Origin of the sequence: Paenibacillus sp. RC67 (assembly GCF_030020805.1) — a bacterium.
Lineage (GTDB): Bacteria > Bacillota > Bacilli > Paenibacillales > NBRC-103111 > Paenibacillus_S.
Genome location: NZ_CP125098.1, coordinates 217,511 through 234,338, shown reverse-complemented (window position 1 = coordinate 234,338; position 16,828 = coordinate 217,511). Strand labels below are relative to the sequence as shown.

At 48.5% G+C, this 16,828-nt stretch carries 16 protein-coding genes; all 16 read right to left on the bottom strand.

What is annotated here, in order from left to right:
• Positions 1 to 127 precede the first annotated feature (127 nt).
• The 16 genes from QMA13_RS01080 to QMA13_RS01005 all read right to left on the bottom strand — a co-directional run bounded on the left by QMA13_RS01080 (position 128) and on the right by QMA13_RS01005 (position 16,806).
• Positions 128 to 1,894 (bottom strand): stalk domain-containing protein, encoded by a 1,767-nt coding sequence (locus QMA13_RS01080; protein ID WP_282938915.1) that lies wholly within the window; start codon positions 1,892 to 1,894, stop codon positions 128 to 130.
• 305 nt (positions 1,895 to 2,199) lie between these two features.
• Complete coding sequence (locus QMA13_RS01075; RefSeq protein ID WP_028548982.1) at positions 2,200 to 2,469, bottom strand: HPr family phosphocarrier protein; 270 nt, start codon at positions 2,467 to 2,469, stop codon at positions 2,200 to 2,202.
• Positions 2,470 to 2,619: 150 nt separating this feature from the next.
• Positions 2,620 to 3,552: a DNA-binding protein WhiA gene (gene whiA / locus QMA13_RS01070; protein WP_282938912.1), complete on the bottom strand. Its 933-nt coding sequence runs from the start codon at positions 3,550 to 3,552 to the stop codon at positions 2,620 to 2,622.
• Positions 3,553 to 3,558: 6 nt separating this feature from the next.
• Positions 3,559 to 4,545, bottom strand: a complete 987-nt coding sequence (locus tag QMA13_RS01065) for a gluconeogenesis factor YvcK family protein (RefSeq protein WP_282938910.1) — start codon at positions 4,543 to 4,545, stop codon at positions 3,559 to 3,561.
• Positions 4,542 to 5,441, bottom strand: coding sequence for an RNase adapter RapZ (gene rapZ, locus QMA13_RS01060; RefSeq protein WP_282943194.1), 900 nt, complete (start codon positions 5,439 to 5,441; stop codon positions 4,542 to 4,544). The genes QMA13_RS01065 and rapZ overlap by 4 nt, the downstream gene beginning before the upstream one ends.
• 118 nt (positions 5,442 to 5,559) lie before the next feature.
• Positions 5,560 to 6,513 carry an ROK family glucokinase gene (locus tag QMA13_RS01055; RefSeq protein ID WP_282943193.1) on the bottom strand — a complete coding sequence of 318 codons (954 nt, stop codon included), beginning with the start codon at positions 6,511 to 6,513 and terminating at the stop codon, positions 5,560 to 5,562.
• A 128-nt stretch (positions 6,514 to 6,641) separates the two neighbouring features.
• Positions 6,642 to 7,589, bottom strand: a complete 948-nt coding sequence (trxB, locus tag QMA13_RS01050; RefSeq protein WP_282938908.1) for a thioredoxin-disulfide reductase — start codon at positions 7,587 to 7,589, stop codon at positions 6,642 to 6,644.
• 47 nt (positions 7,590 to 7,636) lie between these two features.
• A complete protein-coding gene (locus QMA13_RS01045; RefSeq protein ID WP_282938906.1) occupies positions 7,637 to 9,388 on the bottom strand; it encodes a tetratricopeptide repeat protein in 1,752 nt (583 codons plus the stop codon).
• 106 nt (positions 9,389 to 9,494) lie between these two features.
• The gene (locus QMA13_RS01040) at positions 9,495 to 10,445 is read right to left on the bottom strand and encodes a ribose-phosphate diphosphokinase (protein ID WP_282938905.1); all 951 of its coding nucleotides are present in this window, start codon (positions 10,443 to 10,445) and stop codon (positions 9,495 to 9,497) included.
• 418 nt (positions 10,446 to 10,863) lie between these two features.
• Positions 10,864 to 11,553, bottom strand: coding sequence for a bifunctional phosphoribosyl-AMP cyclohydrolase/phosphoribosyl-ATP diphosphatase HisIE (gene hisIE, locus QMA13_RS01035; protein ID WP_282938904.1), 690 nt, complete (start codon positions 11,551 to 11,553; stop codon positions 10,864 to 10,866).
• Complete coding sequence (gene hisF, locus QMA13_RS01030; RefSeq protein WP_282938902.1) at positions 11,550 to 12,308, bottom strand: imidazole glycerol phosphate synthase subunit HisF; 759 nt, start codon at positions 12,306 to 12,308, stop codon at positions 11,550 to 11,552. Before hisF ends, hisIE begins: the two co-directional genes overlap by 4 nt.
• Before the next feature lie 92 nt (positions 12,309 to 12,400).
• A complete protein-coding gene (gene hisH / locus QMA13_RS01025; RefSeq protein WP_282938901.1) occupies positions 12,401 to 13,006 on the bottom strand; it encodes an imidazole glycerol phosphate synthase subunit HisH in 606 nt (201 codons plus the stop codon).
• Position 13,007: 1 nt separating this feature from the next.
• Complete coding sequence (gene hisB, locus QMA13_RS01020; protein WP_282938900.1) at positions 13,008 to 13,658, bottom strand: imidazoleglycerol-phosphate dehydratase HisB; 651 nt, start codon at positions 13,656 to 13,658, stop codon at positions 13,008 to 13,010.
• Positions 13,606 to 14,895: a histidinol dehydrogenase gene (gene hisD / locus QMA13_RS01015; protein WP_282938898.1), complete on the bottom strand. Its 1,290-nt coding sequence runs from the start codon at positions 14,893 to 14,895 to the stop codon at positions 13,606 to 13,608. The genes hisB and hisD overlap by 53 nt, the downstream gene beginning before the upstream one ends.
• 63 nt (positions 14,896 to 14,958) lie before the next feature.
• Positions 14,959 to 15,594, bottom strand: a complete 636-nt coding sequence (gene hisG, locus QMA13_RS01010) for an ATP phosphoribosyltransferase (protein ID WP_282938896.1) — start codon at positions 15,592 to 15,594, stop codon at positions 14,959 to 14,961.
• 12 nt (positions 15,595 to 15,606) lie between these two features.
• Positions 15,607 to 16,806 carry an ATP phosphoribosyltransferase regulatory subunit gene (locus QMA13_RS01005; protein ID WP_282938894.1) on the bottom strand — a complete coding sequence of 400 codons (1,200 nt, stop codon included), beginning with the start codon at positions 16,804 to 16,806 and terminating at the stop codon, positions 15,607 to 15,609.
• Positions 16,807 to 16,828 lie beyond the last annotated feature (22 nt).

The following is a 16,828-nucleotide window of genomic DNA, read 5'->3' as shown; positions in this document are numbered from 1 at the left end:
TCCCCCTCCTCTTCACCCTTATAGATGCGGTTCCCCCCATAAAAGGTTGCAAAGTCGAGAAATATTTAACAGCAACAAAAAAACGGACCCCCTTACAAGAAGGGAGCCCGGACGGATTATTATTTATTTATTCTTTATCATCTAAAGGATAGAAGATGAGATCGATTGGGAAGGCCGAGCCTGCCGGAGGTGTAAATTCGATATCCAGCGATTTTTCTTTGCCTGTTGTTTTAGCTAAAATTTGCATGCCGTCAAATGCAGTCAATACACCGGATTGCGGCACGAGATGCATTTCGCCATTAATTTTAAACGGTCCTTTAAACACACCGCCGTAAGCCAAGATCATAATGGCCATTTTCCGCGGCTTATCGGAGTGAATTTTGTAAACCACGCCGTAGTTACCTTCATTTTTTACATTCTGCTTCCTCATCGGGTCATAGCCCGGCTGGAAGGGATCCGTCTCGCCATCGCCGATAATAATTCGGGAAGGTGTTGTAAACGAGCTTGCGTCAATATTCCAGTTCACTTCAGAAACCGGGAACGTACCTCGCACATGACCGGTAAACGGCAGCAGCGGAAGCTGGGTCAATGTGTTTTGCGTAACTTTATCCGTAGCAACAAAGGAAAATTGAATTTCCCCATCCGTTTCTACATCGTAGAACAGGTTTACACCTTGTCCTGGGTAGAATTCCGGCATTTGTGAGTAAATCAAAGTCTGATTAGCTGGGATAACCATTTCGTCGTTGCGCGGATCTTTCATCAAGAACTCAACTGACGCTTCATTACCGATCAAATTGGCATACACAGAAGGCCACACTTCGCCTTTGTTGGTCGTTTTGATAGTCACCGGCTTGTTGGTCGTATTCTTAGCCAAAATGGCCATAGTGACCTTTTCCTTCGTTCCATTCACGTGATCAGCGTACAGTCTACCTTTACCGTTCACCGTATCCTGATATAAAATTCCTTTTTCCGTGAATTCCTCCGGACTGTCACTTACGAGCAGTTTTCTTGTAGAATCTGCTGTTACCTGTTTTGCCAGCTGCGGCAGGTTCCAGAAGTTCCCCCACAGCATGCTCCAATCCGCTTTGATAAAGCTGCCTGGAGGCTTCATGTAGATAGGATATTCAACTGCGCTTAAGTACGTTTCACTGCTTATCGTTATGTTGCGTGTATACGGCTCGCTTTTATTTCCATGAGCGTCCCATACCGTTAGAGTAACGGGATAGGTTCCCGGCGTAAAGAAGGCCTCATTATTGCCGGTCCATTCGAACCTTGCAATCCCTTCCGCATCCGGATCATAGCTTAGATCTACATATTTCACCGGCTCGCCGATCTTGTAGGTGTCTTTGGCAAAAGCGAACTTCGCTACCGGATTCGAATTACCCAAGTTTGGAATGTAAATTCCGGTCGGGGTTTTCGTGTGGATAATTTCTACGCGTCTTAATTCGTCATTATACGTGTAGCGAGCACCCATGTAATCTGCTAACCAAGTCAGCTTGATCAACAATTTTCCTTGAGGACTAATTGAGGCTACAGAGTCGAATGGCTCCATAACGCCATTAATCCATACGGATTTACGGTCGCTGTCTAACACAATATTGAAACCGGGGGTCGTCATTTCAATCTGTCTTGTCTTTTCGTTCCATTCCACCTTCAGACCCATCGCATCCCCCAGAAACTTGGCAGGCACAAACATTTTGTCTTTAATGATCGTAGCTGGGGATTCTAACGTTACCTGTTTGCCGTTCAAAAACGCCTCCGATTTATCGACATAGAGCAGCACGTAGGTCGAAGTCGACGCAACGCCCTGAGCTGATGCCAACGGAGAGAAGAGAACGGTGCATAACAAGGTGATGATCATCATCAAAGACATTTCTCTTTTCATCTGGTTCATCTCTCTTACTCCTTCTAGAAATAAAAATATAAATAAGGACAGCAAAAAACCTTTTCTGCAGAAGACACGTCATTATAGACGCTCCGCTCAAGAAAAGGTTGCGCTTTTCTTTGCATCCCATACCACCCATTGTCTTCCATTGGCGGTGAGAAAACCTCTATCGATGTCTTTCAAGGAAGAACGACCGCGGTCAACGGTTGGTTTCAACGCCAAATAGGAAATACTTTTCGCTACGCTAACGCCTAAGCGAACTTTAGCTTTCCTACGCGGTAAAAAAGCTTCCTTGCGGAAGCCTGTGGCGGTTGTTATTGATTCTCCAGTTCCTCTTTGCTGACCAAAGCGACTAAAGCGTTTACAGCCTGCTCGGCATCCGAACCTTCTGCACTAATGTACACTTCCGTACCTGTACTGATAGCCAAACTCATAATACCCATAATACTTTTGGCGTTGACTTTCTTTTCGTCCTTCTCCACGAAGATCTCAGAAGAAAACTTATTTGCTTCCTGTACGAAAAGTGCCGCTGGTCTGGCATGAAGGCCTGTTTTCAACTTTACGACTACTGGGCGTTTCGACATTCCAACCCATACCCCCTACTTCTTAATAGCAAATGACCATTTGCATAAATGACCATGAAAAAGCGATTTTTCAAATATTATACCATTTATCAACCCGATACACTAGGCGTATCGTAAAATAACACAAAAAATCTATATTTTCCACATGTGTTATGATTTACGAATTTTTTCCGCCAGCTCATCAATTTTGCGCAACCGATGATTCACACCGGATTTGCTGACATTTCCTTTTAACAAGTCACCGACTTCTTTTAAATTCATGTCCGGGTGCTTCAGACGAATTTCCGCAACCTCCCGAAGCTTATCGGGTAAGTTTTCAAGGCCGATTTCCTTCTGAATCAGACGAATATTATCGATTTGCCTTACTGCCGCGCCTATCGTCTTGTTCAGGTTGGCCGTCTCGCAATTGACCAGTCGATTGACAGAATTGCGCATATCCTTCATGATACGCACATCCTCAAACCGAAGCAAAGCCTGGTGCGCCCCGATCAAATTAAGAAATTCGATGATTTTCTCGCCTTCCTTAATGTAGAAGACGAAGCCCTTCTTCCGTTCGATGCAGCGCGCATTCAAATCGTATTCGTTTGCCAATCGGCATAATGACTGGCAATGCTCCTCATACATCGAAGATATTTCAAGATGGTACGACGAGCCTTCGGGATTGTTGACCGAGCCGCCGGCAAGGAATGCTCCTCGCAAATATGCACGCTTGCAGCAGTCCTCTTTAATAATATCTTCAGCAATGCCAGGAGTAAACATAAACCCTTCGGACACGATCTGCATCTCGGACAATATTTCCTGCACCTGATTAGGCACACGGACGATGTAGACGTTATTTTTTTTCAACCGCATTTTCTTACGTACCAAAAGTTCGGTATGAACATTGAATTTCTTCTTCAACAGCGTGTACATACGACGTGCAATAGCCGCATTCTCGGTTGAAACATCCAGAACGATACGCTGATTCGTAAGCTGAACGGAACCGTTCATGCGAATAAGCGCGGATAGCTCAGCCGTTTCACAGCAATCAGCATCGGACTGGATCATCGTCAGTTCTTTTTTCGTTTGTGCGGCGAAGGACATGGTAAATCACCTCTTCTTGTGCATCCAGCTCTCCACCAGTTGATATATGTGATGACTTAGCTTTACAGCGTCATGACGCAAATAAGTGCGAAATAAAACAAGCTGATCGCCAATGACCTTGTATCCGTTCTTCGTTACTTCCTCGAGATCCAATGGGACCACCTTGGCTCCCTTTTCGGCATATCGGCTCTGCACTTGGGCGGGAATTTCTCCGTTATTGACTATAACATAATCGAACAAGTGCTGCCCTACGTGATGGTGTATGGCCTTCAAATGATCGCTTACCGTATAATTGTCGGTCTCTCCAGGCTGGGTCATTACGTTGCAAATAAACATTTTGAGTGCCTTGGATTCCACAATAGTACGGGTTATTTCAGGAACAAGCAGGTTCGGCATAATGCTCGTGTACAAGCTGCCGGGACCGACGAGAATCGCATCCGCCTGCTTCAACGCTTCGATAGCTTCGTCCAGCGGGGCAACATCGGACGGCTCTATAAATACACGCTTAATGACTTTTCCGGCTTTCGGTATTTTGGATTCACCTACGACAATGGTTCCATCGGTCATCTCTGCCTTAAGAACAATAGCGTGATTGGCGGCGGGAAGAACACGCCCCCGGACGGCAAATACACGGCTTAGCTCGCGGACACCTGTGACGAAATCACCGGTAATATCTCGCATAGCTGCCAATATTAGATTGCCCAAACTATGTCCGGCTAATCCTTGACCTTTTTCAAAGCGATATTCGAGCATATTGCCTAGCAGTGGCTCTACATCAGCCAATGCCGTCAATACGTTGCGAATATCGCCTGGAGGAACCATTTCCAGCTCGGAACGTAGGATGCCGGAGCTGCCTCCGTCATCCGCTACAGTAACGATAGCCGTTATATCCAATGGTTTCTCTTTCAAGCCACGAAGCATAACCGATAAGCCGGTGCCTCCGCCTATCACAACGATATTAGGGCGTGCACTCTCGAGACGGCTATCCGTCATTTCTTCACCTCAACCCGATCACGTTCAGAATCACGATGGCTGACCCGAACCGTTTCCGTCTCACTGTTACCCATTACTTTACCAAGGTATTCAGCAATAGCAACGGAACGGTGTTTGCCCCCCGTACAACCGATGCCTACGACAACCTGGCTCTTGCCTTCTTTTTTATATTGGGGAACGAGGAAGTTAAGCATGTCGAGCAGCTTGCTAAGAAACTCCTGCGTCTCGCTCCACTTCATCACGTAGTCGTATACTTCAGGATCTTGGCCTGTATTAGGCCGAAGCGCATCCACATAATGCGGGTTCGGAAGAAACCGCACATCGAAGATTAAATCGGCATCGATGGGAACCCCATATTTAAAGCCAAAGGAAATGACGTTGATAGAGATACCATCTGATTCAAGATTGGTAAACCGTGACACAATCCGTTCTTTCAGCTGAGCAGGCTTCAGATTACCGGTATCGATAACCTGGGTCGCCATTCCTTTGAGCTCCTCCAACAGCTTCCGCTCCTGCATGATGCCTTCCAAAGGAGCACCTGTCGGAGCCAGAGGATGTTTACGTCGGCTTTCCTTGTAACGTTGAACAAGAACCGAATCCGTAGCATCAAGGAACAAAATTTCATAAGTCAGCGTATGGTTTTCCTGTACATAACGAAGCGATTCCGACAAGGAAGTAAAAAACTCTCTCCCCCGCAGGTCGATAACAAGGGCTACTTTACCTATCCGACCTTTGGACTGCTCGATCAATTCAGCAAACTTCGGGATGAGCACGGGAGGAAGATTATCCACGCAGAAAAAGCCCAAGTCCTCCAAGCTTTGCACCGCAATCGTTTTACCTGCACCTGACATGCCTGTAATAATAACCAGTTTGCCTAAGGTATGCATTTCTTCCATGGGATTGCCACCTCCAGGGCGCTCGGAATCCATCATGCTGCCGACGAATCCAAGCTGTTTCATTACTTATTGTGAGAAAGCATTCTACTTATTCTATATTTATATTAAACTATTAACTCTATAATGACCGTAAATTCAAACCAGCGGCGCCAACTACTCCAGCATCGTTGCCCAAGCTTGCAGGTACGATATCTACGCCCTCTTTAGCCGATTCCTGAGCAAACTCGTAAAAATACTTGCGAATAGCATCAAACAAAATATCCCCTGCCTTTGATACTCCGCCTCCCACAATAAACCGCTGTGGGTTCAGCACTACGGACACGGCAGCCATTGACTTGCCCAGATACAGCGCCGCACGATTGATTGTTCTAAGAGCGACTTCATCACCGGATTTGGCTGCATCAAAAACATCTTTAGCCATAATGTTCTCTACTAATGCTAGCGAAGTATGCTCGCCACGCTCTACTGCTTCCTTAGCCATGCGAATAATGCCTGTTGCCGACGATACGGTTTCCAAGCATCCTTTTAGACCACAACCACATTGAATAGCTTCCAGATCCGGAACGACGACCATATGGCCCAATTCTCCAGCCATTCCTTTATAGCCTTGAAAGATACTTCCGTTAATAATAATGCCTCCGCCAACACCGGTTCCAAGGGTATAGCATACGAGGTTCGGGATGCCCGCCCCCGCGCCGCTCCAGGCTTCTCCCAACGCTGCGACATTCGCATCATTATCGATTTTCACGGTTTTACCGAGCTTCTCTTCGAGAATTTGTTTAATAGGCACGTTACGCCAGCCCAAGTTGGGGGATAGCTTAATAAAGCCTTCAGGGATATCCATAAATCCGGCAATGCCAGCTCCGATCCCGGCAACCTGCTCCCATTCATATGGAGAATCCACTACCAGCTTGCGCACATACTGTGCGATGTTCTCCAATACGACGTCGACACCTAGTTCCGTTCCTGTCGGTCCTTCGAAGGTTTGCAGCAGCTTTCCATTTTCGTCGCAAAGCCCTACCTTAATGGACGTTCCTCCCAAATCGACACCAACGTACACTTTCTCTCCCATTATCCTGGTCACCTCATAAACGTTTGATCACGTACTGCTTCCTGTTCCAACTATAAGCCAACCCTATCCACAGGTCAAGAAGCCGAAACGAAAAAACGTGGAACCCTGGTCCCACGTTTTCCTTGCTGTTACAGCGTTTGACTCCAGTCGTGAACAGCATGTCCTTCCAAAAACTTCTCACAGTCAAGAGCCGCCATGCATCCGCTGCCCGCAGCTGTGATGGCTTGGCGATATTTCGTATCCTGCACATCGCCGCAAGCAAAAACACCCTCAACATTTGTTTGCGTCGTTCCCGGCTTAACAACAATATAGCCGTGTTCGTCGATAGTAATTTGACCGCCTAGGAAGTCTGTGTTCGGTCTATGTCCGATAGCAACGAAAATGCCGTCTGCTTCAATAATTTCTTCTGCTCCGGTTTCATTGTTCTTCACTTTCAAACCGGTTACCCCTTTATCACCCGATACAACGGCAAGCGGAGTATTGTTCAGGCTCCATGCCACTTTCGGATTCTCGCGTGCACGATCCTGCATGATTTTGGATGCGCGAAGTTCGCTGCGACGATGCACCAAGCGTACTTCCGTGGCAAAACGAGTCAGGAAGTTAGCTTCTTCCATGGCTGAATCGCCTCCGCCGACAACGATAATTTTCTTCCCGCGGAAGAAAAAGCCGTCACAGGTTGCACAGGTACTTACACCACGGCCGATACTTTCTTTTTCATTCTCGATGCCCAGCAGCTTTGCAGTTGCCCCGGTCGAGATAATAAGAGTTTCCGACTCGATATCCCCCATACCTTCAACAGAAAGCTTGAACGGGCGTTTGGAAAGATCTACTTTGTTCACCCAACCGGTTTTGAACTCAGCTCCGAACCGTTCCGCCTGCTTGCGCATATTATCCATTAGTTCAGGACCCATGATACCTTGAGGAAAACCAGGGAAGTTCTCAACTTCCGTAGTCGTAGTCAATTGTCCGCCCGGTTCAGGACCTTCAATGACCAAAGGATTCAAATTCGCACGAGCCAAATAAATGGCTGCTGTCAGTCCGGCAGGGCCGGTTCCGATAACTATTGCTTTGTACATATTCAGTTCCTCCTTAGGGTCCTCTTCGTAACCGTTTTGTCCAAGTCTTATTTACCTTTATTATCAAAGCTTGAGAACGTCGGGAAAATAGCTTCCATCTTTTCTCGGATACCGCAAGCCTCGTCGATCATTTTTACGTTCTTGCTGATGGTACCTGCAGAAACTTGATAACGATTTGCCAGCTCATGAAATGAGATGGCACGGCGATGCATTTTGGCCGTCAAATACTCCAATGCGGCAGCCCAGCCCTCACCCTTCGTTATTTTCGGCACATTCGGGTACACTCTCGATAAATATTCTACCCATAATGTTTGCAAATCGTACTGCTGTACCATATCATACCTGCGACTCATTTCCTGCATGGCACAGTCCATAATTTCCTGCCATTTGCGCTCCCAGACAGGTAAGTTCGGCGAGAACGGCGAAGCTGGAATCGTCAATTGATTTCCATCCAGTACTGCAGTTACAGGTTCACGCAAGCCAATGTTGCGCAGAACAAAGATGGCTACCTTTTTCAAGTAATCATCCTCATTCGGCTCCTGAATGAACTCCAGCAGCGCTTCCTTCACTTCGCCGTCCCCTATCAAGCCAAAAGCTTGAATAACCTGCAATTTGGTCTCCGTATCCCCGTGGCGCAGTGCCCAGAAGAAGGACGAACGGACCAGAGGATCCCGCTTCATATGATCAGGCAAGCCTTCCGCGGACTTTTCCAAGCCGCGAAATTGCTCTTCAAAAGGAAGATGATAATGGTAGCTAACCGCAGGCTTTACTTCCTCCGTACGCGCCTTTTGCAGTTGGCTTAAATAAAACTTCGGAATTTCCGATCCGGGATCGAATTTATCTGCCTGACGCCATTGACGCTCCGCCTCGTCGTACCGTTTGGTATTATAAGCCGCGACCGCCGTATAGTGAAATAGGCAAGGATCAAGTCCCGCTTCGCCCGTCTTAAGCAGCCTTTTGAACAAACGATAGGCCGTCTCATGTTCGCTTAAGATCCCCATTGTAGTGGCCAGCTTAAACACATGATCCTGATGGAACGGGTACGTTTTGCGCAGCACTTCCAGAAGCTCGGATAAATTCTCCTTATCGCCGAAATGCTGGTAAAATATCGCCAAATTGCACAAGCCGTGCAAATTACCGTGATCCAGCTCAAGCACCTGACGTATCATATCAACGGACTTATCAAAATGCCCCATGTAGTAATAGGCTAAAGCCAAATTATTACGCGCGGCCATGAAATCCGGATGTTTTTTTATAATTTTCTCCAAAATACGAACCGCTTCCGCAAATTTACCCTCTTCCAGCATACTGCGTGCACGATCATGCTCGAACATACCTTCCCGGCTTTTGATCGATGTCAGCTTGGTTGGCCGATCCAGCTCATAGCTGAGCAGCTCGATCATTTCTTCGGATTCCTCGAGGAATTGTCCTGTAGGATCGTTTTCCAGGTAATGAATAATCGCCTTTTCTGCCGATTCGTAGTTTTCCATGTTGGCAAAATTATTCGCCATGTAAAAATAACATTCCGTCATGCTAGGATCGATCTGGTCCAGCACATGCTGAAGAATGCGGTTGGATTCCTCGTAATTCCCCATCTCCGAAAGCAATCCCGCCAAGTTGCAATGATTCACCGGGTTCTCCGGCTCGTAATCTGCTGCCCGACGAAAATACTTTAATGCCTTATCGTAATGATATCGGTCCAAGGACTGAACGGCTCTTTCGAAAAAGAACGTGGCATCCATTTTCATCGGAATGACTTTCTCATGCTGAGTTGGGTTAACACGCTTTTTCTTCTCCATTAAGTAAGGCACCTCCGGTTCCGACTGGAATTCACAAAGGAAACCAGCGTTTTTTGATACGAAAAGTATAGCATAAAGAGCATGAAAACCATAAACCAATTACACCTTAGACTCCACCGTATTTGAACAAGGAGCTGATGGAGCCGCCGTCTTTAATAATCCGAATCGCATTGGATAATAACCCGGCTACAGAGAGCACCTGAAAACGGGATGAGTGATCGTCCGGAATCGCAATGGAATCGGTAATAACGACTTCTCTAATATTCGGGTGATCTAAACGCTGAAGGGCAGGTCCAGAGAATACCGGATGCGTCGCACAGATGAAGACGTCATTCGCGCCTCGTTCCTTCAAGCCTTCGACTACGTTTACAATTGTCGTTCCCGTATCGATCAAATCCTCGAAAATAACCGGTGTTTTACCTTTTACGTCCCCGATGACGTGAGTTACAACCGCTTCGTTATGCGCATAGCGCTTCTTAAACATCATAGCAATAGGAGCTTCCAGCACGTTAGCCAGATTCTCTGCTCTAGTTACACCGCCAGCATCCGGGGATACGACGATCAGGTCATCGATTTCTTTCTTCTTAATATGAGCGCTCAACAAATCCAGGGCAGTCAAATGATCGACCGGAATGTTGAAAAATCCTTGAATCGCAGGAGCATGCAAATCAATTGTGATAACACGGTCCGCACCAGCAGCGTTCAACAGATCCGCAACCAATTTCGCAGAAATCGGTTCGCGTGGAGCCGCTTTACGCTCTTGACGGGAATAACCATAGTAAGGAATGACAAGATTGATTGTTTTGGCCGACGCACGTTTGGCCGCATCCATCATCACCAAGAGCTCCATAAATTGCTCGTTAATCGGATGGGAAAAAGTTTGTACCAAAAACACATCACAGTTCCGAATCGTTTCTTCGTAGCAGCAGTAAATCTCCCCGCACTTGAATCGGGAAAGCTTGACTTGGCCTAATGGAACACCCAGCTCGTTACTGATCCGTTCAGCTAGCTTAGGGTTGGATGATCCGGAAAAGATTTTCAATTTGTCGCTATACATGGTTACAGGTTACCTCCGCTATGGAATGTTTACGTAAATTTTCGTGGGTTGTTTTCCGATGCATCTATAACATCAAAAGTCATTATACAATAAAAATGTCCACAACCCCAGTATACATGAAAATATTCATTTTATAAAAAGGCATTTCCGTGAAAAAAAGGCGATAAAGTGCATAACAATGCGCTTTTTTCCATTATAAGGTGTTTTGTGCAATGATTTTTTTCATTTGCCAGGCTTTCCCTCTATTACACAGAGCAAGGGCATAGGTTTCAGGCTACTCGTTAAACGGTTGGCCTTACACTCCATGCCCTTTGTACTAATATCGGCTTGACACCGGTCAAGAGCCTGCAGCGAGCTTGCTTTTCAGAAAAAATCAGCCCTACTAAGTTGTACGCTGCGCCCTATCGGGTGGTTTCGGTTATTTTTTATGTCTTCTATCCAATTCACGCATCACATCATCCAATGGCAGCTTTGCTTCACGAAGAAGCACCATTAAATGGAATATCAAGTCGCTTGATTCGTACCGAAGCTCATCGTTATCACGGTTTTTCGCGGCGATAATCACTTCGGCCGTTTCTTCGCCGACTTTCTTCAATATTTTATCGATTCCTTTTTCGAACAAGTAGGTTGTATAAGCTCCTTCAGGACGCTCCGCTTCACGCTGAGCAATAACTGATTCCAGCTTAGACAGCATGGCGAAACGATCACTCGCGCCAGCCGCCTCTTCAGAGACCGTCTGACCCTTCACAGGAACATCGTTGTAGAAGCAGCTGTAGCTACCCGTATGACACGCAGGGCCGTTTTGATTGACCTGAACGAGGAGAGTGTCTCCATCACAGTCATATTTCATCGCACGAACCTTTTGTGTATGGCCCGAGGTGGCACCTTTATGCCATAGCTCACTGCGAGAGCGGCTCCAGAACCAAGTTTCTCCTGATTCCAGTGTCAGCTTCAGCGATTCCTGATTCATGTAAGCCATCATCAGGACGTCTTTGCTTGCCGCATCCTGCACAATCGCCGGTACCAGGCCCTGTGCATCCCACTTTATGGAGGCTGTCAGCTCTTCCCAAGAAAGCTCGGCTTGTTGTTCGTTGTCCACGTTACTCATCGCACTTCGACCCCTTTTTGTCTGAGGTTGCTCTTGACCTCATCGATAGTAAGCTCTTTATAATGAAAAATCGTTGCGGCCAATCCCGCATCCGCTTTGCCTTCTGCAAACACATCGTAAAAATGGTCCTTCGTACCCGCACCGCCGGAAGCGATGACCGGAATACTTACCAGCTCCGATACTGCGCGAGTCAGCGCCAGATCAAACCCATCCTTCGTTCCGTCAGCGTCCATACTGGTTAACAGAATTTCTCCTGCACCCAGTTGTTCCACCCTTTTCGCCCATTCCAGCGCCTTGATACCGGTGCCATTGCGTCCGCCATGGGTGAACACTTCCCATTCGCCCCATGCCTCGTTATAACGAGCGTCGATCGCTACGACAATACACTGCGAGCCGTAACGGCGTGCGCCGTCGGAGATGAGCTGCGGGTTTTTGACAGCGGCCGTGTTGATACCGATCTTATCCGCCCCTGCACGAAGCAGCCGCTTCATGTCATCTACGCTAGAGATACCGCCTCCCACTGTAAATGGGATTGTAATCTCGCCGGCGGTTTTCTTAACCACTTCGACCATGGTCGCGCGGCCTTCGACGGAAGCAGAGATGTCAAGAAATACAAGCTCGTCGGCACCTTCTCGATCATAGATCGCAGCCAACTCGACAGGATCGCCCGCATCGCGCAAATTGACGAAGTTCACGCCTTTGACAACCCGCCCGTCCTTTACGTCCAAGCAAGGAATAATACGTTTGGCTAGCATCGGTTCGAATTCCCCCATTCCCTTGAAAATTTGTTTGGCTTTGCTTTGCAGTCATGACAATGATTCGTTCCGTCAGATCTAGCTAGCAGCTACTAACGTTTGCATAGCTCGAGAAAATTACCTAGCAGCCTCATACCGATACTGCCGCTTTTCTCCGGATGAAACTGCATGCCATAAACCTGATTCCGTCCCACAATAGCCGTTACTTGCTGATAGTAATCCGTTGTCGCAAGCAAGTCCGACGACTGCTCCGGTTGAACATGGAAGGAATGGACAAAGTAAACGTGGCCTTCCTCGATCCCTTTGAAGAGAGGACTCTGCTGCACGAATTGCAGCCGGTTCCAGCCCATATGCGGCACCTTGTAGCTGCCTTGGAACCGAACCACGCTGCCGGGCAGCAGGTTCAACCCTTCGTGAGAGCCGTGCTCCTCGCTGCGGCTGAACAGCAGCTGCATGCCGAGGCAGATGCCCAGAAGCGGCTTCCCGGTCTCTGCGAACCGCTTCACCGTTCCGTCCAGCTGCGATTCACGCAGATGCTCCATCGCATCGCCGAAGGCGCCTACGCCAGGCAGGATGGCTCCGTCTGCAGCCATAATCTGCTGCTCGTCGGAGGTGATGACCGCTTCATATCCGAGACGTTCAACCGCTTTGCTCACGCTGTGCAGATTGCCCATGCCATAATCGATAATGGCGATCATGCTACAGCACTCCCTTCGTAGAAGGGACGCCTTTCACGCGCGGATCGATGCTCGTCGCTTCGTCCAGCGCGCGGCCGAGCGCCTTGAATATCGCTTCGATCATGTGATGCGTGTTTTGCCCGTAGTGGACAATAACATGCAAAGTAATGCGGGCTTCCAGCGCGAATTTCCACAAAAATTCATGGACCATTTCCGTCGAGAAGCTGCCGACTTGAGTGGAAGGATACTGCGCACGGTATTCGAAGTGCGGGCGGTTACTGATGTCGATCACGACTTGAGCCAGAGCTTCATCCATTGGGATGAATACGTTAGCGTACCGTTTGATCCCCTTCTTATCTCCAAGCGCATCGCGCAGCGTTGAGCCCAAGCAAATCCCGATATCCTCTACCGTATGGTGGTCATCGATATCAATATCTCCGATGGCCTTAACTTGAAGATCAAATTGGCCGTGCTTCGTAAACAAATCGAGCATATGGTTTAAGAACGGCACATCGGTCTCAATCTCCGAAACGCCAGAGCCGTCTACGTTAAAGTTCAGTTGAATGTCCGTTTCATTGGTCTTGCGGGCAATGTTTGCCGAGCGAGTCGCTTGCTGTTGTTCAGCCACGGGAGTTCCCTTCTTTCTCAAGTCGTATTTGTATCGCCCTTGCATGGGCTTCAAGCCCTTCGTGACGGGCTAATGCAATAATTTTATCCCCGTTCTTGAACAGCGCTTCCTTACTGTAATAAATGACGCTGGATTTCTTCATGAAATCATCCACATTCAGAGGGGAAGAGAATCGTGCCGTTCCATTTGTGGGCAATACATGGTTCGGACCTGCGAAATAATCGCCTACCGGCTCCGAGCTGTATGGTCCAAGGAAGATGGCACCGGCATTCTCAATAGCACTCAAGTACTGGAAAGGCTCTTTCACGATGATCTCAAGGTGTTCAGGCGCAAGGCGGTTAACTGCACTCACACCTTCCTCAAGACTATCAACCGTGAGGATGGCTCCGTAATCGCGAATCGATTGCGATGCGATATCCCGCTTCGGCAGCGTCTCCAGCTGGCGTGCCACTTCCGCCTGCACCGCTTCTGCAAGCGTCTGCGACGGTGTAATGAGAATTGCCGAAGCCATTTCATCGTGCTCAGCCTGCGAGAGCAGGTCGGCCGCAACGTAAGACGCATCGGCCGATTCATCGGCCAGCACCACGATTTCGCTCGGGCCGGCGATGCTGTCAATGTCCACTGCACCGAACACGTAGCGTTTGGCCAACGCTACATAGATATTACCAGGCCCTACGATCTTATCGGCTGCCGGGATCGACTCCGTGCCGTAGGCTAGAGCAGCTACCGCCTGCGCTCCTCCGACACGATAAATCTCCTTGACTCCCGCTTCCGCTGCCGCTACAAGGATGTGAGGATCAATTCCCTCAACACCGGCCGTAGACGGAGGCGTAACCATCACAATCTCAGGCACTCCCGCTACCTGTGCAGGAATGGCGTTCATCAATACGGAAGACGGATAGGCCGCCTTTCCGCCAGGGACGTACAATCCGACCCTGCGCAGCGGGCGGATCACTTGTCCGAGAATGCTGCCGTCTGGCTGCAAATCCATCCAGGACGTACGCATTTGCTTCTCATGGAAGCGCCGTATGTTATCCGCCGCCTCCCTAATGGCTGTGAGGAAGCTCTCATCTACATTCGCATAAGCAGCTTCAATCTCCGCATCGCTAACACGCAGCTCATCGACGGTGATTTTGTCGAACTGCTGAGCGAACCGCCTCAACGCTGCATCACCTTCGCTGCGCACACTCTCAATAATGCTTTTGACTCGCTCGTTTTGCTCCTCCGAGCCATATTCGACTTCACGCTGAAGCGCAAATTCGCTTGCCCGCATCATTTTCATCACGATATCCCCCTCTGCTATTACTTTGAACCAACCTATTTTAAAGATGGCTCCGTCGCACTTCTATTTCCCTGTAGATGCCATCATTTGCTGAAGCTTATCGCATAACACCTGTATCGATTCGTTCTTCATCCGGTAGCTGACCCGGTTGGCAATCAACCGGCTTGTAATCGAGATGATTTCTTCCTGCTCGACCAGCCCGTTCTCCTTCAGCGTTTGCCCAGTCTCAACAATATCCACGATTCGATCAGCAAGGCCGATCAATGGAGCCAGCTCGATGGAACCGTTCAGCTTGATAACTTCCACCTGCTGTCCGCGTTCGCGGAAATATTGCGAAGCCACATTCGGATATTTGGTAGCGACTCGCGGGTTCAGCACAGGCTCCCAATCGGGAAGGCCGATCACCGATATCCGACAGCGAGCAATACCAAGGTCCAGCAGCTCATACACATCACGGTTCTCCTCCATCAGGACGTCCTTACCCACAACACCGATATCGGCAACACCATATTCCACATAAGTCGCTACATCGACCGGTTTAGCCATAATAAATTCCAGCCCGGCTTCAGGTACGGGAATAATCAGCTTGCGGGAATCGTCCATATCGTCCTGAATCGGAAAACCTGCTTCGAGGAACATTTTGGAAATCTGCTTATATATACGCCCTTTGGGCATCGCCACTTTCAATACATCCTGCATATCCATGCTCCTTTATCCAAACTCGATGACGTTATGATACAAAGCTCCGTTGACGGAAAATGTTCCATCTTCTTTACGAACCGCTTCTAATCCGTTCGATGTGTCCGGTATCAAGCGGGTCTCCACCTTTGAACCGTCCTGCAAGCGCAATTCCTGTGCTTTCTTGAACGCAGCCGCACGTTGAGATGCTGTATAGGCTATCAGCACCTTGGCAGGCGATTCAATCGGCTGCTTGCTCACAGCCTCCAGAATCCGGTTCGTTTTCAAGGCAAAGCCTGTAGCCGGTGCCGGACGACCGAATTGGGTCAACAGATTGTCATATCGGCCCCCGCTGCATACCGGGAATCCAAGGTCTGCTGCATACCCTTCAAACGTCATACCCGTGTAATAAGAAAAGTCACCGATCATGGTCAAGTCAATTAATACGTGTTCACTGACTCCATAAGCCTCCAGCACATCCCAAACCTCGCACAAGTGCTCGATTGATTGCTGTGCCACTGGATCGCGAGCGACTTTTTTCGCTTGAGCGCATATTTCTTGACCGCCGCGCAGACGGAGAATACCTTCTAGTTCCTGCTGCACTTCAGCCGCTAGTCCAAGCGACTTAATCGTATCCCGGTATCCCACATAGTCACGATTCAGCAAGCATTCCTTTAACACTTGCTGAGCTTCGATCCGTTCCTGCAGCGTGTCATTGAACAACCCGCTCAAAAATCCTACATGGCCCAGCGCGATTTTGAATCGCTCTACTCCCGCTGCCTGCAAGCTGGCAATAGCCAGTGCAATAACCTCGGCATCGGATTCCGAGGAAGCATCACCAACCAACTCAACGCCTGCTTGGAAAAACTCGGCATCCCTTCCCGCTTCCGCCTCAAAAGCCCGAAACACGTTAGCGTGATAGGACAACCGAATCGGAAAAGGCTGCTCCTTTAATAATGAAGACACCACTCGTGCAATGGGAGCCGTTACATCTGAACGCATAACTAAAGTCGTTCCATTACGGTCTAGCAGCTTGAACAGCTTACGATCCTCTGTAGAGCTGGCCACACCGACAGTATCATAGAACTCCAATGTAGGAGTTATAATTTCCGAATAACCCCAGCGCTCCATGCATTTAAGTACATTAGTTTCAATAGAGCGGAGTTTTGCTGCCGCCTCTGGAAGATAATCTTTAACTCCGGTCGGTTTTTCAAACACTTTTGGTTTCGACACCGATCTTCACCCGCCTAATAGT